This is a genomic window from Paracoccus sp. S4493 (genome assembly GCF_000967735.1).
Classification (GTDB): Bacteria; Pseudomonadota; Alphaproteobacteria; order Rhodobacterales; family Rhodobacteraceae; genus Paracoccus; species Paracoccus marcusii.
Genome location: NZ_JXYF01000010.1, coordinates 1 through 24,788 on the forward strand (window position 1 = coordinate 1; position 24,788 = coordinate 24,788).

Consider the following 24,788-nt stretch of genomic DNA (forward strand, 5'->3'; position numbering starts at 1 on the left):
GCCGAGGCTCAGGCCCGCGCCCAGGCCGAAGCCCGCGCCCGCGCCCAGGCCCAGGCCGAGGCGCAGGCCGCAGCGTCGCGCAACCAGCAGTACCGCCCGCCCGAGGTCGACAGCGAGCCCGAGGTCATGGCCGCCGTCCCGCAGAACGCCATCGGCAATGCCGCCGCCAGCGCCACTGTCAAGGACGGGATCCAGCTGAGCAGCACCCAAATCATCGGCACGATCGGCGCGGGCCGGGCAAGCCGGGCATTGGTCCGCCTGTCCAACGGTCGCGTGCTGACGCTGCGCATCGGCGACCGCATCAACGGCGGCACCATCAGCGAGATCGGCGACAGCCGCATCACCTATCAGAAACAGGGCCGTGCCCACGCGCTTGGCGTCCTGAACGGCCAATAGATCCGGTCACCCGTCCAGACGGGTGATCGTGAAGCCCTCGTCCTGCAGCAGCGACAGGACCCCCGCCTCTCCGGGCAGGTGCAGCGCACCGAAGGCTGCGACGATTCCCTCATCCCCGGCCTCGGCGGCACCCTCCAGCAGCGGTGCGATCCAGGCGCGGTTGCGATCGTCCATCAGCCGGGTCTGGGCCAGGTCCATCTGGCGATCGACCTCTTCCCTGGACAATCCGGAATTGGCATAGGCGTCGAAACGCCCGAATTCCCAGATCTTCCAGACATCCCCGTCGAAATAGGCATCCGTCAGCGTCACTGCGTAATCGTCGGCATAGCTGGCCGCCGGCAGGCTTGCGCGGATCATGTCCAGCTCCTGTTCGGGCGTCAGGCCCTCGAACAGGCCGAAGATGGTGTCCCACGGCTCCAGCGAGCGGACGGGCGTGCCCGCGTCCTGCGCCTCGGCCACCAGCAGGTGGTCCAGGCCGCCGGACTCTCCTCCCTGCTCGGCCATGGTGCGGACCATGCAGGGAGAGACGCCCAGCATCAGCGCGACATACCAGGGCCGCATCCGGGCGGTGATGACACCCGGCGTGCCGCGATCCGACATGGCCTGCGACAGCGCATCCCATTCGTCGGGCGACAGGCGTTCCGGCAGGGTGGGCCCGTCGGGATCGACCATCAGGGTCGGATCCTCGGTCAGCGCCTTGGTCAGGCGGGCCTCCTCGGCGGGGGCGGCCTCGACATAGAGCGCATGGGCCTGATCTATCAGCGGGCGGACACGCTCGATCATCGGTTGATGGCGCGCGTCGCCGAAGTGATAGGTGCCCACCAGCGTGATGCGCTGATCGTCGCGCACGGCCTGGTACAGCAGGCCCTGGCGAAAGGGGACGTCGCGGCTGGCGGCCTCGATCGCCGCGGCGCGTTCGGCGGGCATGGTGTCGAACAGGTTCTGGCCGGTGCAGGCGGCCATCGCGCCATGTCCCGACAGGGCGAACAGGGCGGCGGCAATCGTCAGTCGCATGGGTATCCTTGCTGGTCAGTCAATGCCGCCAGACTGTCATGTTTGGCCCCCTGCCGCCAGACACCAGACCGCGATGACCCGTTGACAGGGTTAGGCGATTTGCCTATCTAGCCGTCATTGGCACTCGCACCCGGTGAGTGCCAACAAAGCAACACTGCAACCTGAATCAAGGAGTGTTCGACAATGGCATTCAAACCGCTGCATGACCGCGTGCTGGTCCGTCGCGTCCAATCGGAAGAGAAGACAAAGGGCGGCCTGATCATCCCCGACAACGCCAAGGAAAAGCCCGCCGAGGGCGAGATCATTTCCGTGGGCGAAGGCGCGCGCAAGGATTCGGGCGAACTGATCGCACCGTCGGTTTCGGCTGGCGACCGCGTCCTGTTCGGCAAATGGTCGGGCACCGAAGTCACGGTCGACGGCGAAGAGCTGCTGATCATGAAGGAAAGCGACATCCTGGGCGTGCTGAGCTGATCGGCCCCAAGACGCTTCCTTCCCCCAACATTCAGGAGATTTTCCATGGCTGCTAAAGAAGTCAAGTTCGGCACCGACGCGCGCGACCGCATGCTGCGCGGCGTCAACATCCTGGCCGATGCCGTCAAGGTCACGCTTGGTCCCAAGGGCCGCAACGTGGTCATCGACAAGTCCTTCGGTGCGCCCCGCATCACCAAGGACGGCGTGTCGGTCGCCAAAGAGATCGAACTGTCCGACAAGTTCGAGAACATGGGCGCCCAGATGGTCCGCGAAGTCGCTTCGCGCACCAACGACGAGGCCGGTGACGGCACCACCACCGCGACGGTCCTGGCTCAGGCCATCGTCAAGGAAGGCATGAAGGCGGTCGCCGCCGGCATGAACCCGATGGACCTGAAGCGCGGCATCGACCTGGCCACCTCGAAGGTCGTCGAGGCCATCAAGGCCGCCTCGCGCCCGGTGAACGACAGCGACGAAGTCGCCCAGGTCGGCACCATCTCGGCCAACGGCGAAGCCTCGATCGGTCGTCAGATCGCCGACGCGATGCAGAAGGTCGGCAACGAGGGTGTCATCACCGTCGAAGAGAACAAGGGGATGGAGACCGAGGTCGAAGTCGTCGAAGGCATGCAGTTCGACCGCGGCTACCTGTCGCCCTACTTCGTGACCAACCCCGACAAGATGGTCGCCGATCTGGAAGACGCCTACATCCTGCTGCACGAGAAGAAGCTGTCGTCGCTGCAGCCGATGGTGCCGCTGCTGGAAGCCGTCATCCAGTCGGGCAAGCCGCTGGTCATCATCTCGGAAGACGTCGAGGGCGAGGCTCTGGCCACGCTGGTCGTCAACAAGCTGCGCGGCGGCCTGAAGATCGCTGCCGTCAAGGCACCGGGCTTTGGTGATCGTCGCAAGGCGATGCTGCAGGATCTGGCGATCCTGACCGGCGGTCAGGTCATCAGCGAAGACCTGGGCATGAAGCTGGAGAATGTCGGCATCGACATGCTGGGCCGCGCCAAGAAGATCACGATCAACAAGGACACCACCACCATCGTCGATGGCGCCGGTGACAAGGCCGAGATCGAGGCACGCGTCAGCCAGATCCGTCAGCAGATCGAGGAAACCACCTCGGACTACGACAAGGAGAAGCTGCAGGAGCGCGTGGCCAAACTGGCCGGCGGTGTTGCCGTGATCCGCGTCGGCGGCATGTCCGAAATCGAGGTCAAAGAGCGCAAGGACCGCGTCGATGACGCGCTGAACGCGACCCGTGCAGCTGTCCAGGAAGGCGTTGTCGTCGGCGGCGGCGTGGCTCTGGTGCAGGGCGGCAAGGTTCTGGAAGGCCTGACCGGCGCAAACAGCGACCAGGACGCAGGCATCGCCATCGTCCGCCGCGCGCTGGAGGCCCCGATGCGCCAGATCGCCGAAAACGCAGGCGTCGACGGCGCCGTCGTGGCCGGCAAGGTCCGCGAGTCGTCCGACAAGTCGTTCGGCTTCAACGCCCAGACCGAGGAATATGGCGACATGTTCAAGTTCGGCGTGATCGACCCCGCAAAGGTCGTCCGCACCGCGCTGGAAGACGCCTCGTCGGTGGCCGGCCTGCTGATCACGACCGAAGCCATGATCGCCGAGAAGCCCGAGCCCAAGGGCCAGGGCGGTGCCGGCGGCGGCATGCCCGACATGGGCGGCATGGGCGGGATGATGTAATCATCCCCCTGCCCCTTGGCAGAACAGGAAAGGGCGCCCCGCGGGGCGCCCTTTTCGCGTCCGACAGTGCCGATGGCCCGTCTACTTGACGATGCCGACGACGCCGATCGACTTGCACAGCGACAGAAAGCGCGACTGCGCGACCTCGCCCATCAGGTGACGGCCGGTGGATGTCAGGCGCAGCTCCAGCGTGCCGGCCGGGGTCAGGCGCAGACTGGCCGCATCGGACGGATCGTCGATCGCGAACATCGCGCCAAAGCGCATTGCCTTGCCCAGGATCTCGGCCGCGCGGATCTCGTCGTCATCCAGCAGCGCGAACAGCGGCGCCATCTGCGATTCCGCGCGGTTGTTCTTGTAGCGGTGCAGCAGCGCCAGCCCCAGGAATATCCGCTCGGGGTGGCTCAGCGCCGCCATGTTGGCGCGCGTGACGTTGTCGAAGCAGGCTTCGGCCCGGTAATCGGGGTGGGCGCGCCATGCGGTGTCGTGCAGCAGGCAGGCCGCCCGCATCAGGCGGTCACGTTCGGGCGTCAGGTTCGGGAACAGCGGCAGCAGGAACTGGTAAAGCTTCTTGCCGAAACCCGGCAGGCGGGCCATCTGCTTTTCGGTGAAGCGCGCCGCCTCGATCAGAGGGTCGCGCTTGCGCAGCGTCGTCGACATGTGCTCGTAGAGCAGCCCTTCGCGGATGCCATAGCTGGAGACCGCCAGCTCCTTGGGACCGAACACCTCGATCATCTGCGACAGGACCTGCGAGGCCAGCGGCACCAGTTCGATCCGCGAGGCGGAGATGCCGACCTTGGCACGCAAAGTGCCCAGGTCGTGCTTGCCGATCCAGGCGACGGTGTCGGCGACCGCGTCGGGGGTCATGCGGTATTCGTGCAGGACGGTCATGGGATAGCCCACGCGCTCCATGTCCAGCCGCGCGATGGCGCGCCACGACCCGCCGACAAGATAGATCCGGTCGTGATCGGTGCCCAGCTTTTCGGCCAGCCCCTGCAGGATCGTGGTGATATGCGCGCGCAGCTGATCGGGGGCGACCTGCTGCAGGCGGAACGGGCCAAGCTGCGACGTCACGCGCCGCCCGACCTTGCCGTCTGCGACCTCCGCCAGTTCCATGGAGTTGCCGCCGATGTCGCAAACCAGCCCCTTGGCGTCAGGCCAGCCCAGCAGGACGCCCTGCGCAGACAGCCGGGCCTCCTCCTCTCCGTCGATCACGTGCAGCTTCAGGCCGGTCTCCTTCTCGACGCGGCGCTGGAAGGCGGGGCCGTCCTCGGCCTCGCGCACGGCGGCAGTCGCGACGCAGGTCAGCGGCGCGATGTCCATGCTGCGGGCCAGCGCCGCAAAACGGGCCAGCGCGGAAAAGCCGCGCTTGATCCCCTCGGGGTTCAGGCGGCCGGTGCGGGCCATGTCCTGGCCCAGACCCGCCATGACCTTTTCGTTGTAGAAATAGGCGGGCGAGCGCGCCGCCCCGTCGAACACCACCAGCCGGATCGAGTTCGATCCGACATCCACCACGCCGATCCGCTTTAGGGACCGCTTGGGCAGCTTGCGGAACTTGCCGCCGAATGGGTCGATCGTCTGGCCGCTTGTCGTGCGTACGCCGTTCATCTTGCAGCCCCTTGTCCTTGGTCGCCCGTTAAGTGGCCCGGCGGGGCCAAACCGTCAATCCGCCGAATGGGTCAGGGCCGGCACGTCACGCGCGCCCGCCGTTCCCCGTCCCGACAGGGACGGATTTTCCATGAAGAAGCGATGACAGTTGAACAGATCGTCACGCCCCTCGGGCAGGTAACGCAGGAAACGGCCATCCGGCTGCAACAACCAGCTTTGCGCCTCGTCGGCCATGTTGGCGGCCATGACCTGGTTGACGATCTGCGCCTTGACCGTGTCGTTCACGCATTCGACCAGCGTCTCGACCCGGCGGTTCAGGTTGCGGTCCATCCAGTCGGCCGAACTGATGAAGACCCGCGCCTTGGGCGACGGCATGCCATGGCCGGACCCGAAACACACGATCCGGCTGTGTTCCAGATAACGCCCGACGATCGACTTCACACGAATATTCTCTGACAACCCCTTGATCCCGGGCCTGATTCCGCAGATGCCGCGAACGATCAGGCTGATGCGGACGCCTGCGGCGCTGGCGGCATACAGCGCCTCGATCACGTCCTTCTCGATCAGCGAGTTCATCTTGGCCCAGATCGCGCCGGGGCGGCCCTGGCGTGCATATTCGGCCTCGCGGCCGATCAGGTCGATAAGCCGCGACTTCAGGTCGATCGGAGAGATCGACAGGTTCTCCAGCCCCGCAGGCTGCACATAACCGGACAGATAGTTGAAGACCTTTGTCGCGTCCCGGCCAAGCGCTGGGTTGCAGGTGAACAGCGACAGGTCGGTATAGATGCGCGCGGTGATCGGGTGATAGTTCCCGGTCCCGTAGTGGGTATAGGTCACCAGGCCCTCGCCCTCGCGTCGCACGATGGTGCTGATCTTGGCGTGGGTCTTGTAGTTCACGAAGCCATAGACGACATGCGCGCCCGACCGTTCCAGCCGGCGCGACTGGCGGATGTTGGCGGCCTCGTCGAAGCGGGCCTTGAGTTCGACCAGCGCGGTCACCGACTTGCCGGCCTCGGCCGCCTCGCACAGCGCATCGACGATGGGGCTGTCGCGGCTGGTGCGGTACAGCGTCTGCTTGATCGCCAGCACGTCCGGGTCGCGCGCCGCCTGTGCCAGATAGCGCACGACCATGTCGAAGGTCTCGTAGGGGTGATGCAGCAGCATGTCCTTCTGGCGGATCGCCGCGAACATGTCGCCGTCATGGTCCTGGATCCGCTCGGGGACACGGGGGGTGAAGGCGGGCCACATCAGGTCGCGGCGGCTGTCCAGCACCAGTTCGCGCAGATCGGCCATGCCCAGCAGGCCCTCGACCTCGATCACCTCGTCGGGGCTGACCTCCAGCTCCTCCATGATCAGGCGGCGCAGGCGGTCGGGGGCGCCGGCGGTGATCTTCAGACGGATGACGCTGCCGCGACGGCGCCGCTTCAGCGCGGTCTCGAACTCGCGGACCAGGTCCTCGGCCTCCTCCTCGACCTCCAGATCGCTGTCGCGCAGCACGCGGAAGCTGCAATGGCCCGTATCGCGATAGCCGGGAAACAGGCTGGACAGATGCATCAGCAGCAGATCCTCCAGCCTCAGGAAACGCTGCCCGCCCGGCAGGGGCACGAACCGCGGCAGCTGCGCGGGGATCGGCAGCAGGGCCTGCATCTTGCGGCCATCGGTCTCTCGCGCCAGCTCCAGCGCCAGCGAAAAGCCCGCGTTCGGGATGAACGGGAACGGGTGGGCGGGGTCGATGGCCAAGGGCGACAGGACCGGAAAGACCAGGTTCTGGAAATGGCCGTTCAGGAACTCTTCCTCGGCACGGGTCAGGCGCTGGCGGGACAGGATGACGATGCCCGCCTGCTCCATCTCCTTGCGCAGCGTGTTCCAGACGCCCTGCTGCGCGCCCATCAGGCGGCGCGCGTCGGCATTGATCAGGGCCAGCTGTTCCGCCGGTGTCAGGCCGTCATCCGAGGGCGTGGTGCTGCCCTCGCGCACCAGTTCGCGCAGGCCGGCCACGCGGACGGTGTAGAACTCGTCAAGGTTCGTGGCGCTGATCGACACGAAGCGCAGGCGCTCCAGCAGCGGCACGCGCGGATTGCGCGCCTCGTCCAGGACGCGCCAGTTGAACGACAGCCAGGACAGCTCGCGGTTGAAGAACCGTGCGGCGCCTTCGGGAACACCCTCTGGAAGGGTCTTGGGTTCGGGGAACGGCGTGCGAAGAAAATCGGCTTGGGTCATGATCGTCCGGCGGCTGGCGTGGACGCGATCATGCGTCACCCTCGGACAGCTTGTCCAGCAGGTCGGCCGCGATCCGGCGGGTCACCGGGCCCTTCTGCGCCATGGCGGCATGGTCCATCGCCGCGACCAGCCGACGCGCCAGGCCCAGGTCGCGATCCATGTGCAGCACCAGCCAGTCGATCAGCCCCGCAGGCACGGCCAGCTGGCGATCCGCGAACAGCTTGACCAGTACCGCGGCCATCAGCGCCTCGTCCGGCGACCCAAGCCGCACCTGCGGCATCGCGTCCATGCGCGACCGCAGATCGGGCAGCACCAGTCCCCAGTCCCGCGGCGGCGTCCGTGCGGTCAGCAGCAGCAGGCAGTCGCGGGGTCCGCACAGGTTCCACAGATGGAACAGCGCCTGTTCGGCCCCCGCGGCAAAGCCCGCGTGATCGGCATCCTCGACCACCACGGCACCGCCGTCGGCGGCCAGCAGATCGGCGGCATCGGGGCGCAGGGCCGAGGCGCTGATGCGGCGCGCGCCGTTCTCGGCCGCCCAGAAGGCCGCCAGATGGGTCTTGCCCGACCCCTCGGGCCCGATCAGCAGCATCCGGCCCGCCGGCCAGTCCTGGGGGCGGTCCAGCGCCTTGAGCGCGGCATGGTTGGCAGGCGCGGGCAGGAAATCCGCCCGCGCATGGGCGGGTGGCGTGGTCAGGTCCAGCGTCAGCTGGCGCGAGGGCGGAAACAGGCTCAACCCGTCAGCCTTGCAGGTCGCGGCGCGCCAGGTTTTCCTGCATGGCCTCGATCTGCTGCTGGCTGCGAGCGCGGTCGGCATCCATCCGCGCGGTGCGCATCCGTGCGGCCACGGTGCCTGCGGGCACCATCTCGACCAGGATCGGCTGCGATGGTTCCGCCGGCAATGCCTGCCCGGTGAACAGCGAGCTTTCGCGATAGCGCGCGATCAGGAACCGCGCCAGCACCCCCAGCGCCGCCGCCATCGGCACCGCCATGACCAGACCGACAAAGCCGAACAGCGCGCCGAAGACCGACAGCGCCAGAAGCAGCCAGACCGGATGCAGGCCGACATGGCCGCCGACGATCTTGGGTTGCAGATAGTTGCCCTCGACGATCTGGCCCAGGGCAAAGATCGCGACGACCGCACCGATCCACAGCGGATCGCCCCAGAAGCTGAACAACGCCACGCCGATGGCCGTCGCGCCACCGATCAGCACCCCGACATACGGGATGAAGGACAGGACCGCCGCCATGATCCCGATGAAGAAGCCGAAGGGCAGGCCCACCAGCATCAGCGCCAGCGCGTACCACGTCCCCAGGATGGCGATCACGACCCCCTGCCCGCGCAGGAATCCGGACAGCGCGTCGTCGATCTCGGCAGCAAGCTGGCGGATGGTCGCTGCATGTTCGCGCGGCAGCAGGTCGTCGATGGCCGCGACCAGGTGATCCCAGTCCAGCAGCAGATAGAACGCGACCACCGGCACGATGACCAGCAGCGCCACGGTCCCCAGGACGCCGGTGACCGATCCCAGGACGGTCGATGCCAGCCGTGCGGCCTGATCGCCCATCGTCGCCTGCAGGTCGGTCAGCGTCTGCTGCAGCCCGTCGCCCTGCGGGATCAGGTTGGGAAAGCGCGTGTCCAGGAAACCCCGCGCCTGGCTGATCATCTCCGGCGCGGTCTCGATCAGGGCGGTGGCCTGGCGCACCAGGATCGGCATGACCAGCAGAACGATGGCGACGAAGGCCAGCACGACCGCAAAGGTGATCACCACCACGGACATGGTGCGCGACAGGCCCGCGCGTTCCAGACGGTCGGCAAGCGGGTCCAGCAGATAGGCGATGCCAGCCCCCAGGATGAACGGCAGGACGGCCTGCCCCAGCAGCCACAGCGTCACCAGCAACGTCAGCGCCGCGATGCCCCACCACATGACCTGCTTGCGTACGGGGATGCGCATGGTTCGACCCTTGTCCAGAAACCTGCGGCGAATGTGCCGCCCCGTGCGTCTGGTTGCAAGCGCGATGCTTGGCAAGGCCGGACCGATCCGGTAACGCTGCGGACCGAACCGCTTTGAAGGACCCGTGCCATGCGTCTGTCGCGCTATTTCCTGCCCGTGCTGAAGGAAGACCCCAAAGAGGCGCAGATCGTCAGCCACCGGCTGATGCTGCGCGCGGGCATGATCAAGCAGCAGACGGCGGGCATCTATTCCTGGCTGCCGTTGGGCTTCAAGGTGCTGCGGCGCATCGAGCAGATCGTGCACGAGGAGCAGGCCCGCGCCGGTCACATCCCGATGCTGATGCCCACGCTGCAGCCCGCCGACCTGTGGCGCGAGAGCGGCCGCTATGACGACTATGGCGAGGAGATGCTGCGCATCAAGGACCGCAACAAGCGCGACCTGCTGTACGGCCCCACGAACGAGGAGATGATCACCGACATCTTCCGCAGCCATGTCAGCAGCTACAAGGATCTGCCGCTGACGCTGTACCACATCCAGTGGAAGTTCCGCGACGAGATCCGTCCGCGCTTCGGCGTGATGCGCGGGCGCGAGTTCCTGATGAAGGACGGCTACAATTTCGACCTGACCAAGGAAGACGCGCTGCACGCCTACAACCGCCACCTGGTCAGCTATCTGCGCAGCTATGAGCGGATGGGCCTGCAGGCGATCCCGATGCGCGCCGATGGCGGCCCGATCGGCGGCGATTACACCCACGAATTCCTGGTCCTGGCCGAGACCGGGGAATCCGAGGTGTTCTATGACAGCCAGATCACCGACCTGACCTTTGGCGACCGGGACATCGACTATGACAGCGTCGAGGAATGCCAGGCCGTGCTGGAGGAGTTCACCAGCCGCTATGCCCGCACCGACGAGACGCATGACGAGGCCGTCTATGCCCAGGTCCCCGAGGAACGCCGCCGCACCGCGCGCGGCATCGAGGTCGGCCAGATCTTCTATTTCGGGACCAAGTATTCCGAACCGATGGGCGCGATGGTCCGCAACTCGGACGGTGCGCAGGTTCCCGTGCACATGGGCAGCCACGGCATCGGCGTGTCGCGCCTGCTGGGCGCGATCATCGAGGCGAACCACGACGACAAGGGCATCATCTGGCCCGAGGGCGTAACCCCCTTCCACGTCGGCATCGTCAACCTCAAGCAGGGCGACAATTCCACCGACGCCGCCTGCGACGCGATCTATGCCGAACTGCAGGCCCGCGGCCTGGACCCGTTGTACGACGACCGGGACGAACGCGCCGGGGCAAAGTTCGCCTCAATGGACCTAATCGGCCTTCCCTGGCGCATCACGGTCGGTCCGCGCGGCCTGACCAGCAACAAGGTTGAGCTGACCAGCCGCCGCACCGGCCAGACCGAGGAAGTCTCTCCGCAGGAGGCCATCGCCCGGGTTGCGCAGATCTATCAGCCCGTGTTGGGCGTGACGGTCGCGGACAAGTAGGCCGCGACGGACGGTCGCCGCCGCGCTTCATCGCAAGCGCCGTGGCGACCGACCACCCGTGCATTGCCCCTACGCGTTGGTCCGCCATCGGGGGCATGGTTGACAGGATGACCAGTGCGGATGTCAGGTTCGAACATGGCATTTTCAGGGACGTAACCGCTGCACAAGTTAGGCGGATGCTCTGCGACACCGGCGATGACGTCCGACATCCCTGAAACACCATGAAACGCTGGCGGAACCCTTCGGAACGGGATGACCAGGGCGACGGCCGATCGTCCCAAAGCCGTGTTGAAGCGAGCGTCGATCAGGCGGTCCAAAGTTGCCCCTGCGTCACACGTCAACCTGTCCAAAAACCATGCAAATACGCGCGACAACGCACTTTCTTTTTGAATGTTGCGCTTCTAACCTGACGCGCAGGACAATGTTCCAACTGGGAGACTTCCACATGAAAAAGCTTCTTCTCGCGACCGCCGCCGGGGCGCTGATGGCCGGTGCCGCGGGCGCCGAAGAAATCAAGCTGGGCATCTCGCTCGGCTTCACCGGTCCGCTGGAATCGATGGCACCCGCAATGCAGCAGGGCGCCGAGATGGCCATGAAGGAGGTCAGCGATTCCGGCCTTCTGCTGGACGGGTCGACCGTTGTGGCGGTCACGGGCGACAGCACCTGCATCGACGCCGCCGCGGCGACCGCGACGGTGGAGCGTCTGATCGCATCCGAAGGCATCAAGGGTCTGATCGGCGGCATGTGCTCGGGCGAGACCATCGCCTCGCTGGAGAACGTCGCCAAGGCGAACGGCATCGTGATGATCTCTCCGTCGGCCACCTCGCCCGCGCTGACCGACATCGAGGATGACGGCCTGTTCTTCCGCACCGCCCCGTCGGATGCCCGCCAAGGCGAGGTGATGGCCCAGATCATCGCCGACCGCGGCATCGAAACCGTCGCCGTGACCTACACGAACAATGACTATGGCAAGGGCCTGGCGGACAGCTTTGCCGCGGCCTTCACCGCCAATGGCGGCACCGTGACCGTCAACAGCGCGCATGACGACGGCAAGGCCGACTATTCGGCCGAGATCGCGGCCCTGTCGGCCGCGGGCGGCGATGCGCTGGTCGTGGTGGGCTATGTCGACCAGGGCGGTTCGGGCATCGTGCGCGGCGCGCTGGACAGCGGCGCCTTCGAGACCTTCGTGTTCCCGGACGGCATGGTCGGCCAGGCGCTGGAGGACAACTTCGGGTCGGAGATCGAGGGCAGCTTCGGTCAGAACCCCGCAGCCGAGGGCGAAGGCCGCGAGGCCTATCTGGCGATGGCCGAGACCGCGGGCTTTGACGGCTCGGGCGCCTTTTCGGCCGAGGCCTATGACGCGGCGGCGCTGATGCTGCTGGCGATGGCCAAGGCCAAGTCGTCGGACCCGGCGGCCTACAAGGAGCACATCATGGACGTGGCAAACGGCCCCGGCGAGGAAATCCTGCCCGGCGAACTGGCCAAGGCGCTGGAGATCATCAACGGCGGCGGCGACGTCGATTATGTCGGCGGCACCTCGGTCGAGCTGGTGGGTCCGGGCGAATCCGCCGGCACCTTCCGCGAGATCCAGTTCACCGACGGCAAGCTGGAAGTGGTCGGCTATCGCTGATCGCAGACCGGAACAGGCGGCCCGGCACCATCTTGGTGCCGGGCCGTTTTGCAAAGATAACAGCCGCTTGACGGCACATCTTCACCAGGAATGTGAAGACAGGGAAGGTGACGCATGATCCGTGTCGAGGATCTTCACAGACATTTCGGCGGCTTTCGCGCCGTGGACGGCGCCAGCCTGACGATCGAGACCGGCTCGATCACCGGGCTGATCGGGCCGAACGGCGCGGGCAAGTCGACGCTGTTCAACGTGATCGCGGGTGTGCTGCCCCCGACCTCGGGTCGCGTCTTCATGGACGGCGAGGACATCAGCGGCCTGCCGCCGCACGAGCTGTTTCACAAGGGCCTGCTGCGCACCTTCCAGCTGGCGCATGAGTTCAGCTCGATGACCGTGCGCGAGAACCTGATGATGGTCCCCGGCGCGCAATCCGGAGAGACGATCTGGAAGACCTGGTTCCAGCGCGGCCGGATCGAGCGCGAGGAGGCCGAACTGAAGCGCAAGGCGGATGAGGTTCTGGACTTCCTGACCATCCGCCACCTGACCCATGAGAAGGCCGGCAACCTGTCCGGCGGCCAGAAGAAGCTGCTGGAGCTGGGCCGCACGATGATGGTCGACGCCAAGATCGTCTTCCTGGACGAGGTCGGCGCGGGCGTGAACCGCACCCTGCTGATGACCATCGCCGACGCGATCATCCGTCTGAACAAGGAACGCGGCTATACCTTCTGCGTGATCGAGCATGACATGGATTTCATCGGCAAGCTGTGCGACCCGGTGATCGTGATGGCCGAGGGCAAGGTTCTTGCCAAGGGCAGCGCCCAGGACATCATGAAGAACGAGGCGGTGATCGAGGCCTATCTGGGCACCGGCCTGAAGAACAAGGACATGGTGGGCGCATGAGCGACGCAGGCTTTGGCAATCGCGGCAACCGCGACGCCTCGGTGGTGAACATCAAGGGGATGGGCCAGATCGACGGCACACGGCGGTCCGGACCGGTGGGCGCCGGTCGCGCGGGCGATCCATTTCTGATCGGCGAGGCGATGACCGGCGGGTACGGCAAGGGCGCCGACATCCTGCACGACTGCACCATCGCGGTCGAACAGGGCCAGATCGCGGTGATCGTCGGCCCCAACGGCGCGGGCAAATCCACGGCCATGAAGGCCATATTCGGCATGTTGAACCTGCGCCAGGGATCGGTGCGGTTGAACGGTCAGGACATCACCGCGCTGAACCCCCAGGACCGGGTCAAGGCGGGCATGGGGTTCGTCCCGCAGGTCAACAACATCTTCCCGTCCATGACGGTCGAGGAGAACCTGGAGATGGGCGCCTATATCCGCCGCGACGACATCCGCGCGACGATGGAGCAGGTCTATGACCTGTTCCCCGCCGTCGCCGCCAAGCGCCGCCAGGCCGCGGGCGAACTGTCGGGCGGTCAACGCCAGCAGGTCGCCGTCGGTCGTGCGCTGATGACCCGACCCAAGGTGCTGATGCTGGACGAACCCACCGCGGGCGTCAGCCCCATCGTCATGGACGAGCTGTTCGACCGCATCATCGCCATCGCGCGGGGCGGGCTGCCCGTCCTGATGGTCGAACAGAACGCACGTCAGGCGATGATGATCGCCGACAAGGCCTATGTGCTGGTGCAGGGCGCGAACGCCCATACCGGCACCGGGGCCGACCTGATGCAGAACGACGAGGTGCGTCGCACCTTCCTGGGGGGCTGAGCCGTGGATATCCTGAACGCCCTCGTGGTCTTTCTGAACTTCGTCTTCATCCCGGCCGCCGCCTATGGCGCGCAGCTGGCGCTTGGCGCCCTGGGCGTCACGCTGATCTATGGCATCCTGCGGTTTTCGAACTTCGCGCATGGCGACACCATGGCCTTTGGCACGGGCATCGTGATCCTGCTGACCTGGGGGCTGCAATCCCTGGGCATCAGCGCAGGCCCGCTGCCCACGGCGCTGATCGCCCTTCCTCTTGGCATCGCGCTGACGGCGCTGCTGGTGCTGGGCACCGACCGCGCAGTCTATAAATTCTATCGCCGGCAGAAGGCCGCGCCGATCATCCTGGTGATGGCATCGGTCGGCGTGATGTTCGTGATGAACGGCCTGACCCGCATCCTGATCGGCGTGGACGAGATCCGCTTTGACGACGGCGCGCGCTTCCTGATCGCGGTCCGCGATTTCCGCGAGATGACCGGGCTGGAGGAAGGCCTGGCGCTGCGCTCGACCCAGGCACTGACCGTAGGGGTGGCGCTGATCGTGATGATCGCGCTGTTCTGGTTCCTGAACCGCACGAAGTCGGGCAAGGCCATGCGCGCCTATTCCGACAACGAGGATCTGGCCCTGCTGTCGGGCATCGACCCGGAACGCGTCGTGCGCCTGACCTGGATCATCGCGGCCGCGCTGGCGACCATCGCGGGCACGCTTTACGGGTTGGACAAGTCATTTAAGGCCTTCAACTATTTCCAGATCCTGCTGCCGATCTTTGCTGCCGCGATCGTCGGGGGCCTGGGCAATCCGCTTGGCGCCATCGCGGGCGGGTTCCTGGTCGCGTTCTCCGAGGTGGCGGTGACCTATCCGTGGGTCAAGGTCGTGGGCTATTTGGCGCCTTGGTACGAACCCGGCGGGCTGATGCAGCTTCTGGGCACGGAATACAAATTCGCGGTCAGCTTCGTGATCCTGATCGTCGTCCTGCTGTTCAGGCCCACCGGCCTGTTCCGCGGCAAATCGGTCTGAGGGAAAAAGATCATGGCAACCAACCGTCAAGCCGCGACATCCGCCAGCCCCTGGCGCGCGCCAATCCTGTTCGCGGTGCTGGCCATCCTGTTCGTGCTGGAGGGCACGGTCCGGAACAGCATGTTCTCGGGCAGCTGGAACACGTCGCTGGCGATCCTGAACATGGGGCTGCTGTCCGCGATCACCGCCCTGGGCGTCAACATGCAATGGGGCTATGCGGGCCTGTTCAACGTGGGCGTGGTGGGCTTTCTGGCGATGGGCGCGCTGGCCCCCGTCCTAGTGTCGCTGCCCCCGGTCGAAGGAGCATGGGCCGCGGGTGGCACGCGGCTGATGCTGGCGCTGGCCGTGGGCGTGGGGACGCTGGCCATGGCCAAGCTGGCCTGGACGCGCACCCGCAGCGGCATCCTGACCGCGGTCGTGCTGATCGGCGGCTTTGTAGCCTATCGATGGCTGTTCGATCCCGCGGTCATCGCGATCGAGGCGAACAACCCGGCCCGCAACGGCAATATCGGCGGCCTCGGCCTGCCGGTGCTGCTGTCCTGGGTGGTGGGCGGCGTGTTCGCGGCTGCCGCGGCCTGGGCCATCGGCACGGTCGCCCTGGGCCTACGGTCCGATTACCTGGCCATCGCCACGCTTGGCATCGGCGAGATCATCGTGGCCGTGATGAAGAACGAGGACTGGCTGGCCCGCGGGGTCAAGAACATCACCTCGATCCCGCGCCCCGTCGCGCAGGAGGTGGCCCTGCAGCGCAACCCTGATTTCGTCGACTTTGCCGCCAGTTGGGGCTTCCCCGCGGCCGAGGCGTCAGGCATCTGGGTCAAACTTTCCTACATGTCGCTGTTCCTGGTCGTGCTGCTGGTCATCATCCTGCTGGCCGAACTGGCGCTGAAATCGCCCTGGGGCCGCATGATGCGCGCCATCCGCGACAACGAGACCGCAGCCGAGGCGATGGGCAAGGACGTGACCCGCCGCCACCTGCAGGTGTTCATCCTGGGGTCGGCGGTCATTGGGGTCGCGGGCGCGATGATGGTCACTCTGGACGGGCTCTTGGCGCCGACCAGCTATAACCCGCTGCGCTATACCTTCCTGATCTGGGTGATGGTGATCGTTGGCGGGTCCGGCAACAACTGGGGTGCAGTGCTGGGGGCCGTCACCATCTGGTTCCTGTGGATCAAGGCCGAGGTCTGGGGCCCTGCCCTAATCGCGATGCTGACCGGGCCGATGGCCGACGGGCCGGTCAAGGCGCACCTGCTGGACAGCGCGCCGCACATGCGCTTCATCGCGATGGGGGCGGTGCTGCTGCTGGTGCTGCGCTTTGCGCCACGGGGCCTGCTGCCCGAAAAATAGGGCAACATGGGAAAGGGGCGCGGATCACACCGCGCCCCTTGTCCGTTCAGCGGCAGTTGTTGCCCAGGACCGTGCTGTGCCACAGCCGCCCGTCCGCGCCGCGCACGACTCCGCTGCCGATTTGATAGCTGAGCTGTCCCAGGACCTGTTCCCGCTGCGGGCCGGGGACAAGCCACGCGTTGACCGTTCCTTCGGGCGTGCCGCCGGCGCCGACCAGCTGGACCACGCCGCAGGTCGGATAGCCCACGGACCGCGCGCGGTCGACGACGTTCGACCCGTTCGACCCGGCCACGTCAGCGCGGCCCATTCGCGCCATGTCGCAGGCATGGGCCAGCGCGATGCGGTCCAGTTCCGCACTGCTGGCCAGTGCGTTCTTGCCCTCGGCCGCGCGGGCGGCGTTGACGGCGGCGGACAGGCGCAGCCCCGCGTCGACCTCTCCGCGGCATTCTGTGGCCAGCGCCTGATCGGCGGGGGCCTGCGGGGCCGTCAGGCCGGGAATCGGCATCTGGCAGGCAGACAGGGCCAGAACGCAGGTGGCGGCAAGGGACAAGCGCTTCATCGGGACATACCTTTTGCACGGATCGGGGTGATTGACCCCGAACGCGCGCGGGTTTCGTCGGTTCCCGCCCGCCGCGGCGCCGAAATGCTTGCAAGGTGCTGAAACCGCGCTTAAAGCGCACCCATGACCCAGCACCAGCGCCTTCTGATCATCGACTTCGGCAGCCAAGTGACGCAGCTGATCGCGCGTCGCCTGCGTGAACTGAACGTCTATTGCGAAATCCACCCGTTCAACACGGTGACCGACGACACGCTGCGCCAGATGGCGCCGCAGGCGATCATCCTGTCGGGCGGCCCCGCCAGCGTCACGACCGACGGCAGCCCGCGCGCGCCCCAGGCCGTGTTCGACATGGGCGTGCCCGTCTTTGGCATCTGCTATGGCCAGCAGGTCATGATGGAGCAGCTGGGCGGCCGGGTCGAGGCCGGGCACCACGCCGAATACGGCCGCGCGTTCATCGCGCCCGCGCCGGGCCACAAGTCCGACGGCATCTTTGCCGGCCTGTTCCACACAGGCCGCGAAGAGGTCTGGATGAGCCATGGCGACCGCGTCACCAGCCTTGCGCCGGGCTTCGAGGTCATCGGCACCTCGCCCAACGCGCCCATGGCGATGATCGCGGACGAGGCGCGCCATTTCTATGCCGTCCAGTTCCACCCCGAGGTGCATCACACGCCGAACGGCCGCACCATGCTGGAGAACTTCGTCCGGCTGGCGGGCTTCACCGGCGACTGGACCATGGCCAGCTACAAGGACGAGGCGATCCGCAAGATCCGCGAGACCGTGGGCGACCGCAAGGTCATCTGCGGCCTGTCGGGGGGCGTGGATTCGTCGGTGGCGGCAGTCCTGATCCACGAGGCGATCGGCGACCAGCTGACCTGCGTCTTCGTCGATCACGGGTTGCTGCGGCTGAACGAGGGCGAGGACGTCGTCAAGATGTTCCGCGACAACTACAACATCCCGCTGATCCATGCGAACGAGGCCGACCTGTTCCTGGGATCGCTGGAAGGCGTCAGCGACCCAGAGGTCAAGCGCAAGACCATCGGTCGGCTGTTCATCGACGTGTTCCAGAAATACGCCAGCCAGATCGAGGGCGCCGATTTCCTGGCGCAGGGGACGCTGTACCCGGACGTGATCGAGAGCGTCAGCTTCAGCGGCGGCCCGTCGGTCACGATCAAGTCGCACCACAACGTGGGCGGCCTGCCCGAGAAGATGGGCCTGAAGCTGGTGGAACCCCTGCGCGAACTGTTCAAGGACGAAGTCCGCGAGCTGGGCCGCGAACTGGGCCTGCCCGAGAGCTTCATCGGTCGCCACCCCTTCCCCGGCCCCGGTCTGGCCATCCGCTGCCCCGGAGAGATCACCCGCGAAAAGCTGGAGATCCTGCGTAAGGCCGACGCGGTCTTCATCGACCAGATCCGCAAGCACGGTCTGTACGACGAGATCTGGCAGGCCTTCGTGGCGATCCTGCCGGTGCGCACGGTTGGCGTCATGGGCGACGGCCGGACCTATGATTTCGCCTGCGCGCTGCGGGCCGTGACCTCGGTCGACGGGATGACGGCGGACTATTATCCCTTCACCCACGACTTCCTGGGCGAGACCGCGACGCGGATCATCAACGAGGTCAATGGCATCAACCGTTGCACCTATGACATCACGTCCAAGCCTCCGGGCACGATCGAATGGGAATGACGCGGCACCGCGTCGCATGACATGTCGGGAACGCGCAGGGCAACCTGCGCGTCCTTGTCATTCTGGGGGTGTGGAATGCGTCTGATCCTGGTGCTGGGCGACCAGCTGTCACCTGACCTGTCAGCGCTGCGCGAGGCGCGCCCCGACGATCTGATCGTGATGGCCGAGGTGATGTCCGAGGCCAGCTATGTCCCCCACCACCCGCAGAAGATCGCCTTCCTGTTCGCCGCGATGCGCAAGTTCGCGGACCGTCTGCGCGAGGCCGGCCACCGCGTCGCCTATGCGACGCTGGACGATCCCGACAACACCCAGTCCATTCCCGGAGAGCTGCTGCGGCATGCCGCGGCGCATGGCGCCGAGCGCGTGATCGCCACGCGGTCCGGGGAATGGCGCCTGATCGCCGCGCTGGACGACCTGCCCGTGCCCGTCACGCAGCTGCCCGACAACCGCTTCATCTGCAGCCAGCCGGAGTTCGAGGCCTGGGCCGACGGCCGCAAGGAATTGCGGATGGAGTGGTTCTATCGCGAGATGCGCCGCAAGACCGGGCTGCTGATGGAGGGCGACCAACCGATGGGCGGCAAGTGGAACTTCGACCACGACAACCGCAAGCCCGCCCAGGCCGACCTGCTGCGCATCCCCCCGCCCCGGTTCGAACCGGACGCGGTGACCGCCCAGGTTCTGGACCTGGTCGAGGCACGGTTTCCCGACAATTTCGGCCGTCTGCGGCCCTTTGGCTATGCCACCGACCGGGCCGGCGCGCTGCAGGTCTTGGCGCATTTCATCGACCATTCGCTGGACGAATTCGGCCCCTATCAGGACGCGATGCTGCAGGACGATCCGTTCCTGCATCATTCGATCCTGTCGCCCTATATTAACGCAGGCCTGCTGTCCCCGATGGAGGTGTGCCAGGCCGCCGCCGACGCCCATGCCGCGGGCAAGGTCCGCCTGAATTCGGCCGAAGGCTTCATCCGCCAGATCATCGGCTGGCGCGAATACATGCGTGGCATTTATTTCCTGAAAGGGCCGGACTATACCGCGCGCAACGTGCTGGGGCATGACCGCGCCCTGCCGCCGGTCTATTGGGGTGCGCCCACGCGGATGAACTGCATGGCGCAGGCGGTGGGACAGACCCGCGATCACGCCTATGCGCATCATATCCAGCGGCTGATGGTGACGGGAAACTTCGCCCTGCTGGCGGGGATCGATCCGGCGCAGGTCCATGAATGGTATCTGGCCGTCTATGTCGATGCCTATGAATGGGTCGAGGCACCCAACGTCATCGGGATGAGCCAGTTCGCGGATGGCGGCGTGGTCGGGTCCAAGCCCTATGTCAGTTCGGGCAACTACATCGCCAAGATGTCGGATTATTGCGGCGGATGCGCCTATAAGGTGACGCAGAAGACCGGCCCCGGCGCCTGCCCGTTCAACGTGCTCTATTGGGATTTCATGGTGCGTCATCGCGACAGGTTCCAGTCGAACCCCCGCATCGGGCGCGCTTATGCGACCTGGGACCGGATGGACGCCGACAAGCGCCGCCAGATCCGCAGCGACGCGGCCGCGTTCTTGGACCGCCTAGATGCGGGCGATCCGGTCTGAGCCGCTTGACGCGGGGCTGCCGTGCCGCCACGCTGCCCGCCGATTAGCGAAAGGACCTGCCGATGGATTGCGCCTGCGGCCATGCCCATACCCCCGCCCTGGACCCCTCTGGCACGCCGGTGCCCCTGTCGCCTGCCCCCGTCGCCCTGCACGGACGCCTGATCTGTCACGACACGGCGCAGATGCTGACCGCGCTGGACCTGCTGCAGGATCATGCCGATGCCAGCCGCGCCGAGCCGGGATGTCTGTGCTTTGACATCGCGCAATCCGACGACCCGATGGTCTGGACCCTGTCCGAGGTCTTTGCCGATGACGACGCGTTCGCGGCGCATCAGGCCCGCACGGCATCCAGCCCCTGGGGCCTGCGCAGCCGCGACATGGGCCGCGATTTCCATCGCCACGCCGCGCAGGTCATGATCCGCCCCGAAGTCCCGTCGGATCACGCAGCCCTGCACGCCTTGCTGGTACGCGCATTCGATGGCTCGGCCGAGGCCCACCTGCTGCGCGCACTGCGGGCCGATGGCGATCTGTCCCACGCGCTGGTGGCCCATGTCGAAGGCGTGCCGGTCGGCCTTGTCGCCCTGTCGCCCCTGCAGGCGCCGGAACCGGCATTCGCCTTGGCGCCGCTGGCCGTCCATCCGGCCATGCAGCGGCGCGGCATCGGTCGGGCGCTGATCGATGCCGCACTGCGCGCCGCGACGGGGCCGGTCGTGGTCCTGGGCGATCCCACGGTCTATGCCGGATCGGGTTTCGTCCCCGCGGATCTGGCATCCCCCTATGCGGGGCCTGGCCTGCAGATCCACGGCAGCCTGACCCGGGGCAGCGCCGTCACCCATGCCGGAGCCTTTACGGCCCTGTGACGGCGCGCCCCTTGCGGCGCTGCCCGGCAGGGTCCACATCTGACGCCGAAGCATTTTGAAAGGACCCACCATGGCAGGCAACACCGTCTTCGATGCAACCGATCCGGCGCGCGCCAAGGGCGATTTCGGCACCCTGCCCGAATGGGATCTCAGCGACCTCTATACCGCCCCTGACAGCCCCGAACTGACCGCGGACATCGCGCGCATCGAGACGCAGGCGCAGGCCTTTGCCGCCGAATACCAGGGCAAGCTGGCCGACCTGACGCCCGCGCAGATGCTGGAGGCGGTCGAGGCGTTCGAGCAAATCAATATCCTGGCCGGGCGCGTCATGTCCTATATCGGGCTGCGCTATTACCAGAACACCACCGACCCGGTCCGTGCCAAGCAGATGGGCGACCTGCAGGCGCGCATCACCGATCTGACGACGCCGATCATCTTCTTCTCGCTGGAGTTCAACCGCATCCCCGATGCGACCTACGAATCCATGTTCACCGCCGCCGACGGTCCTGCCCGCTACAAGCCGGTCTTCGACCGGATGCGCGCGATGCGACCCCACCAACTGTCGGACGAGCTGGAGCAGTTCCTGCACGACACTTCGGTCGTCGGCGCCGCCGCCTGGAACCGCCTGTTCGACGAGACGACCGCAGCCCTGACCTTTGACGTCGACGGAGAGACCCTGGGCCTGGAGGCCACGCTGAACCTGCTGACCGACCACGACCGGGCACGCCGCGAGGCCGCCGCCCATGCGCTGGCCAAGGTCTTCACCGCGAATGTCGGGCTGTTCACGCGCATCCACAACACGCTGGCCAAGGAAATGGCGATCGAGGACAAGTGGCGCAAGATGCCCACGCCGCAATACGGCCGTCACCTGTCGAACCATGTCGAACCCGAGGTGGTCGAGGCGCTGCGCAATGCCGTCACCGCCGCCTATCCCCGCCTGTCGCACCGCTATTACGCGCTGAAGGCGAAATGGCTGGGGCTGGACAAGCTGCAGGTCTGGGACCGGAACGCGCCGCTGCCGACCGACGCGCCCCGTGTGATCGACTGGCCCGAGGCGCGGTCGACGGTTCTGGACGCCTATGCCGGCTTCTCGCCGGAACTGGCCGAACTGGCCGAGCCGTTCTTCGACAAGGGCTGGATCGACGCGGGCGTCAAGCCGGGCAAGGCGCCGGGCGCGTTCGCGCACCCGACTGTCTCGACCGCGCATCCCTATATCCTGCTAAACTATCTGGGCAAACCGCGCGACGTGATGACCTTGGCGCACGAACTGGGCCACGGCGTTCATCAGCGTCTGGCGGCCCGTCAGGGAGAGCTGCTGTCCTCGACGCCGCTGACCCTAGCGGAAACCGCGTCCGTCTTCGGTGAGATGCTGACCTTCCGCGCGCTGCTGGCCAAGACCACCGACCCCGCGCAGAAGAAGGCCCTGCTGGCGGGCAAGGTCGAGGACATGATCAACACGGTCGTCCGTCAGATCGCGTTCTATGATTTCGAATGCCGCCTGCACGCCGCCCGCGCCGAGGGAGAGCTGACCCCCGACGACATCAACGCACTGTGGATGGCCGTCCAGCATGAAAGCCTGGGCCCGGTCTTCGAATACATGCCGGGATACGAGACGTTCTGGACCTATGTCCCGCATTTCGTGCATTCGCCCTTCTATGTCTATGCCTATGCCTTCGGCGACGGGCTGGTGAACGCGCTCTATGCCGCCTACGAGGACGGCCTGCCGGACTTTCAGGACAAGTATTTCGACCTGCTGAAGGCCGGCGGCTCCAAGCATCACCGCGAACTGCTGGCACCGTTCGGCCTGGATGCGTCCGACCCGGCCTTCTGGGACAAGGGCCTGTCCATGATCGAGAGCCTGATCGACCAGCTGGAGGCGCTGGAGGCGTGATCCCGTCTGGCGTCCCCGGTCCGTCGCGCTAGACTGTGCGCAACGGATCGGAGGAGCGATGTGGAAACGGGTGCTGCTGGGGACGGGCGTGGCCCTGGCGATGGGCGTGGCGGGGTTTCTGACCTTCGCCCCGGCCTATGTCGAACGCGGGATGAACCCCGTCACCATGCCGGCAGAAGGCTGGCCGGTCACGACAGAGGCGCAGGCCCTGCATGACCGGCTGGTGATCGGCGACTGGCATTCCGATGCGTTGTTGTGGGACCGCGACCTGCTGGACCGTGCGGATCGGGGTCATACCGACGTTCCGCGCCTGCTGGACGGGAACATGGCGGTGCAGGTCTTCACCACCGTCACGAAAAGCCCCCGCGGCCAGAACTATGACCACAACGCCACCGATACCGGCGACAACATCACGCCCCTGTTCATCGGACAGCTGCGCCCGCCGCGCAGCTGGTTCTCCCTGCGCGAACGGGCGCTGGTGCAGGCGCAGGCGTTGCAGGACGTCGCGGATCGCGCACCTGACCGGCTGCGGGTGATCCGCAGCCGCGCCGATCTGGCCGACCACTTGGCGCGGCGGCAGGCAGGCGCGCAGGTGCTGGGCGCGGTGCTGGGATCGGAAGGCGGTCACCCGCTGGAGGGCGATCCGGCCAATCTGGACGTGCTCTATGACGCGGGCTTCCGGTTGATGGGCCTGACGCATTTCTTCGACAACGAACTGGGCGGCAGCCTGCACGGAGAGGGCGGTACCGGCGCGGGCCTGTCCGATTTCGGGCGTCAGGTAGCGGACGCGATGATCGCGCGCGGGATGATCATCGACGTGACCCATGCCAGCCCGCAGATGGTGCGCGACGTGCTGGCCATTCCGGGCGCGCGGCCGGTCCTGTCCCACACCGGCATCACCCGCCACTGCCCCAGCCCCCGCAGCCTGCCCGACGATCTGGTCGCGGACATCGCGCAGGCGGGCGGGATCATCGGCGTCGGGTTCTGGTCGGACGTGGTCTGCGGATCGACGCCCACCGACGTGGCCCAAGCCATCGCAGCCGCGATCGAGGTCGCCGGAGAGGACCACGTCTCGCTCGGCTCGGACTGGGACGGGTCGGTCGACACGCCATTCGACGCCGCCCATCTTTCGGCACTGACCCAGGCCCTGCTTGACCAGGGCCTGTCGGAGGTGCAGATCGCGAAGGTCATGGGGGGCAACATGATGGCCTATCTGGCCGAAACCCTGCCCGAGAACTGAGAGGAACCGATGAAACGCACGACCTTGCTGCATGCCGAACTGTCCGGGCTGATCGCCGCCTTCGGCCACGGCGACATGCTGGTGATCGGCGATGCCGGGCTTCCCGTGCCCGCCGGCGTCCGGGTCATCGACCTGGCCCTGACCCGCGGCATTCCGGGCGTCTTCGATGTGCTGGACGTGGTGCTGGCCGAACTGGTCGTCGAACGTTCCGCGATGGCGACCGAAGCCGCCCCCGACCTGCAGGCCGAATTCGCGCGACGCGATATCGGAGCGGTCACCATGCTGTCGCATGACGACTTTAAGGCGGCGTCGCGCCACGCCCGCGCGATCGTGCGGACCGGGGAATGCACCCCCTATGCCAATGTGGCCCTTTACGCCGGCGTGGCGTTTTAGACGGAACCGATGCGCCGAT

Annotated in this window: 20 protein-coding genes and 1 pseudogene; 15 read left to right on the plus strand and 6 right to left on the minus strand. The window is 66.5% G+C overall.

The annotated features are described in order from the left end of the window. Positions 1-396 (plus strand): annotated as a pseudogene (locus TW83_RS21065) (hypothetical protein); the annotation flags it as partial. A gap of 6 nt (positions 397-402) precedes the next feature. On the opposite strand, the gene TW83_RS02515 reads toward TW83_RS21065, so the two are convergent. Then, positions 403-1,410: a TraB/GumN family protein gene (locus TW83_RS02515; RefSeq protein WP_045981204.1), complete on the minus strand. Its 1,008-nt coding sequence runs from the start codon at positions 1,408-1,410 to the stop codon at positions 403-405. 183 nt (positions 1,411-1,593) lie between these two features. On the opposite strand from TW83_RS02515, the gene TW83_RS02520 reads away from it, so the two are divergent. Both TW83_RS02520 and groL read left to right on the plus strand, forming a co-directional pair. Further along, positions 1,594-1,881 carry a co-chaperone GroES gene (locus tag TW83_RS02520; RefSeq protein WP_045981205.1) on the plus strand — a complete coding sequence of 96 codons (288 nt, stop codon included), beginning with the start codon at positions 1,594-1,596 and terminating at the stop codon, positions 1,879-1,881. Between the two features lie 45 nt (positions 1,882-1,926). Further along, positions 1,927-3,573, plus strand: coding sequence for a chaperonin GroEL (groL, locus tag TW83_RS02525; RefSeq protein WP_045981206.1), 1,647 nt, complete (start codon positions 1,927-1,929; stop codon positions 3,571-3,573). A gap of 81 nt (positions 3,574-3,654) precedes the next feature. On the opposite strand, the gene TW83_RS02530 is transcribed toward groL, so the two are convergent. From TW83_RS02530 to TW83_RS02545, 4 genes are read right to left on the minus strand one after another with little or no spacing between them, the layout of a single operon-like run. Next, positions 3,655-5,178, minus strand: a complete 1,524-nt coding sequence (locus TW83_RS02530) for a Ppx/GppA family phosphatase (RefSeq protein WP_045981207.1) — start codon at positions 5,176-5,178, stop codon at positions 3,655-3,657. A 54-nt stretch (positions 5,179-5,232) separates the two neighbouring features. Next, a complete protein-coding gene (locus TW83_RS02535) occupies positions 5,233-7,398 on the minus strand; it encodes an RNA degradosome polyphosphate kinase (RefSeq protein WP_045981326.1) in 2,166 nt (721 codons plus the stop codon). Between the two features lie 28 nt (positions 7,399-7,426). Next, positions 7,427-8,131, minus strand: a complete 705-nt coding sequence (locus TW83_RS02540; protein WP_331497796.1) for a chromosomal replication initiator DnaA — start codon at positions 8,129-8,131, stop codon at positions 7,427-7,429. Positions 8,132-8,135: 4 nt separating this feature from the next. Next, positions 8,136-9,347, minus strand: a complete 1,212-nt coding sequence (locus tag TW83_RS02545) for an AI-2E family transporter (RefSeq protein WP_064503533.1) — start codon at positions 9,345-9,347, stop codon at positions 8,136-8,138. Positions 9,348-9,476: 129 nt separating this feature from the next. Here TW83_RS02545 and proS point away from each other — a divergent pair, with 129 nt between their 5' ends. From proS to TW83_RS02575, 6 genes are all read left to right on the plus strand, one after another. Beyond that, the gene (proS, locus tag TW83_RS02550) at positions 9,477-10,838 is read left to right on the plus strand and encodes a proline--tRNA ligase (protein ID WP_045981208.1); all 1,362 of its coding nucleotides are present in this window, start codon (positions 9,477-9,479) and stop codon (positions 10,836-10,838) included. 445 nt (positions 10,839-11,283) lie between these two features. Then, the gene (locus tag TW83_RS02555; protein ID WP_045981329.1) at positions 11,284-12,468 is read left to right on the plus strand and encodes an ABC transporter substrate-binding protein; all 1,185 of its coding nucleotides are present in this window, start codon (positions 11,284-11,286) and stop codon (positions 12,466-12,468) included. A gap of 114 nt (positions 12,469-12,582) precedes the next feature. Further along, a complete protein-coding gene (locus TW83_RS02560; protein WP_045981209.1) occupies positions 12,583-13,365 on the plus strand; it encodes an ABC transporter ATP-binding protein in 783 nt (260 codons plus the stop codon). Further along, entirely contained in the window at positions 13,362-14,189 is an 828-nt protein-coding gene (locus TW83_RS02565) for an ABC transporter ATP-binding protein (RefSeq protein WP_084693643.1), read from the plus strand. Before TW83_RS02560 ends, TW83_RS02565 begins: the two co-directional genes overlap by 4 nt. 3 nt (positions 14,190-14,192) lie before the next feature. Next, entirely contained in the window at positions 14,193-15,200 is a 1,008-nt protein-coding gene (locus TW83_RS02570) for a branched-chain amino acid ABC transporter permease (RefSeq protein WP_045981210.1), read from the plus strand. A 12-nt stretch (positions 15,201-15,212) separates the two neighbouring features. Beyond that, positions 15,213-16,547 (plus strand): branched-chain amino acid ABC transporter permease, encoded by a 1,335-nt coding sequence (locus tag TW83_RS02575; protein ID WP_045981211.1) that lies wholly within the window; start codon positions 15,213-15,215, stop codon positions 16,545-16,547. A 46-nt stretch (positions 16,548-16,593) separates the two neighbouring features. Here the strand turns inward: TW83_RS02575 and TW83_RS02580 are convergent, their stop codons facing one another. Continuing rightward, positions 16,594-17,106 carry a CAP domain-containing protein gene (locus TW83_RS02580; RefSeq protein ID WP_052714591.1) on the minus strand — a complete coding sequence of 171 codons (513 nt, stop codon included), beginning with the start codon at positions 17,104-17,106 and terminating at the stop codon, positions 16,594-16,596. Positions 17,107-17,229: 123 nt separating this feature from the next. Between TW83_RS02580 and guaA the strand changes: the two genes are divergently transcribed. The 6 genes from guaA to rbsD all read left to right on the plus strand — a co-directional run bounded on the left by guaA (position 17,230) and on the right by rbsD (position 24,769). Further along, positions 17,230-18,789 carry a glutamine-hydrolyzing GMP synthase gene (guaA, locus tag TW83_RS02585; RefSeq protein ID WP_045981212.1) on the plus strand — a complete coding sequence of 520 codons (1,560 nt, stop codon included), beginning with the start codon at positions 17,230-17,232 and terminating at the stop codon, positions 18,787-18,789. 75 nt (positions 18,790-18,864) lie between these two features. Beyond that, positions 18,865-20,385 carry a cryptochrome/photolyase family protein gene (locus TW83_RS02590; protein WP_045981213.1) on the plus strand — a complete coding sequence of 507 codons (1,521 nt, stop codon included), beginning with the start codon at positions 18,865-18,867 and terminating at the stop codon, positions 20,383-20,385. A 62-nt stretch (positions 20,386-20,447) separates the two neighbouring features. Continuing rightward, on the plus strand, positions 20,448-21,245 hold the full coding sequence (locus TW83_RS02595) for a GNAT family N-acetyltransferase (protein ID WP_045981214.1): 798 nt from the start codon (positions 20,448-20,450) through the stop codon (positions 21,243-21,245). A 70-nt stretch (positions 21,246-21,315) separates the two neighbouring features. Next, the gene (locus tag TW83_RS02600; RefSeq protein ID WP_045981215.1) at positions 21,316-23,136 is read left to right on the plus strand and encodes a M3 family oligoendopeptidase; all 1,821 of its coding nucleotides are present in this window, start codon (positions 21,316-21,318) and stop codon (positions 23,134-23,136) included. A 58-nt stretch (positions 23,137-23,194) separates the two neighbouring features. Further along, a complete protein-coding gene (locus tag TW83_RS02605) occupies positions 23,195-24,376 on the plus strand; it encodes a membrane dipeptidase (RefSeq protein ID WP_052714593.1) in 1,182 nt (393 codons plus the stop codon). A 9-nt stretch (positions 24,377-24,385) separates the two neighbouring features. Beyond that, positions 24,386-24,769, plus strand: coding sequence for a D-ribose pyranase (gene rbsD / locus TW83_RS02610; protein WP_045981216.1), 384 nt, complete (start codon positions 24,386-24,388; stop codon positions 24,767-24,769). Positions 24,770-24,788 lie beyond the last annotated feature (19 nt).

Bases quoted from the DNA above. Each gene is read 5' to 3' on its own strand.
- TW83_RS02600 (WP_045981215.1), top strand. From the start codon at position 21,316: ATGGCAGGCAACACCGTCTTCGATGCAACCGATCCGGCGCGCGCCAAG.
- groL (WP_045981206.1), top strand. From the start codon at position 1,927: ATGGCTGCTAAAGAAGTCAAGTTCGGCACCGACGCGCGCGACCGCATG.
- TW83_RS02535 (WP_045981326.1), bottom strand. From the start codon at position 7,398: ATGACCCAAGCCGATTTTCTTCGCACGCCGTTCCCCGAACCCAAGACC.
- rbsD (WP_045981216.1), top strand. From the start codon at position 24,386: ATGAAACGCACGACCTTGCTGCATGCCGAACTGTCCGGGCTGATCGCC.
- TW83_RS02520 (WP_045981205.1), top strand. From the start codon at position 1,594: ATGGCATTCAAACCGCTGCATGACCGCGTGCTGGTCCGTCGCGTCCAA.
- TW83_RS02595 (WP_045981214.1), top strand. From the start codon at position 20,448: ATGGATTGCGCCTGCGGCCATGCCCATACCCCCGCCCTGGACCCCTCT.
- TW83_RS02580 (WP_052714591.1), bottom strand. From the start codon at position 17,106: ATGAAGCGCTTGTCCCTTGCCGCCACCTGCGTTCTGGCCCTGTCTGCC.
- TW83_RS02590 (WP_045981213.1), top strand. From the start codon at position 18,865: ATGCGTCTGATCCTGGTGCTGGGCGACCAGCTGTCACCTGACCTGTCA.
- TW83_RS02555 (WP_045981329.1), top strand. From the start codon at position 11,284: ATGAAAAAGCTTCTTCTCGCGACCGCCGCCGGGGCGCTGATGGCCGGT.
- TW83_RS02560 (WP_045981209.1), top strand. From the start codon at position 12,583: ATGATCCGTGTCGAGGATCTTCACAGACATTTCGGCGGCTTTCGCGCC.
- TW83_RS02515 (WP_045981204.1), bottom strand. From the start codon at position 1,410: ATGCGACTGACGATTGCCGCCGCCCTGTTCGCCCTGTCGGGACATGGC.
- proS (WP_045981208.1), top strand. From the start codon at position 9,477: ATGCGTCTGTCGCGCTATTTCCTGCCCGTGCTGAAGGAAGACCCCAAA.
- TW83_RS02565 (WP_084693643.1), top strand. From the start codon at position 13,362: ATGAGCGACGCAGGCTTTGGCAATCGCGGCAACCGCGACGCCTCGGTG.
- guaA (WP_045981212.1), top strand. From the start codon at position 17,230: ATGACCCAGCACCAGCGCCTTCTGATCATCGACTTCGGCAGCCAAGTG.
- TW83_RS02545 (WP_064503533.1), bottom strand. From the start codon at position 9,347: ATGCGCATCCCCGTACGCAAGCAGGTCATGTGGTGGGGCATCGCGGCG.
- TW83_RS02530 (WP_045981207.1), bottom strand. From the start codon at position 5,178: ATGAACGGCGTACGCACGACAAGCGGCCAGACGATCGACCCATTCGGC.
- TW83_RS02575 (WP_045981211.1), top strand. From the start codon at position 15,213: ATGGCAACCAACCGTCAAGCCGCGACATCCGCCAGCCCCTGGCGCGCG.
- TW83_RS02605 (WP_052714593.1), top strand. From the start codon at position 23,195: ATGTGGAAACGGGTGCTGCTGGGGACGGGCGTGGCCCTGGCGATGGGC.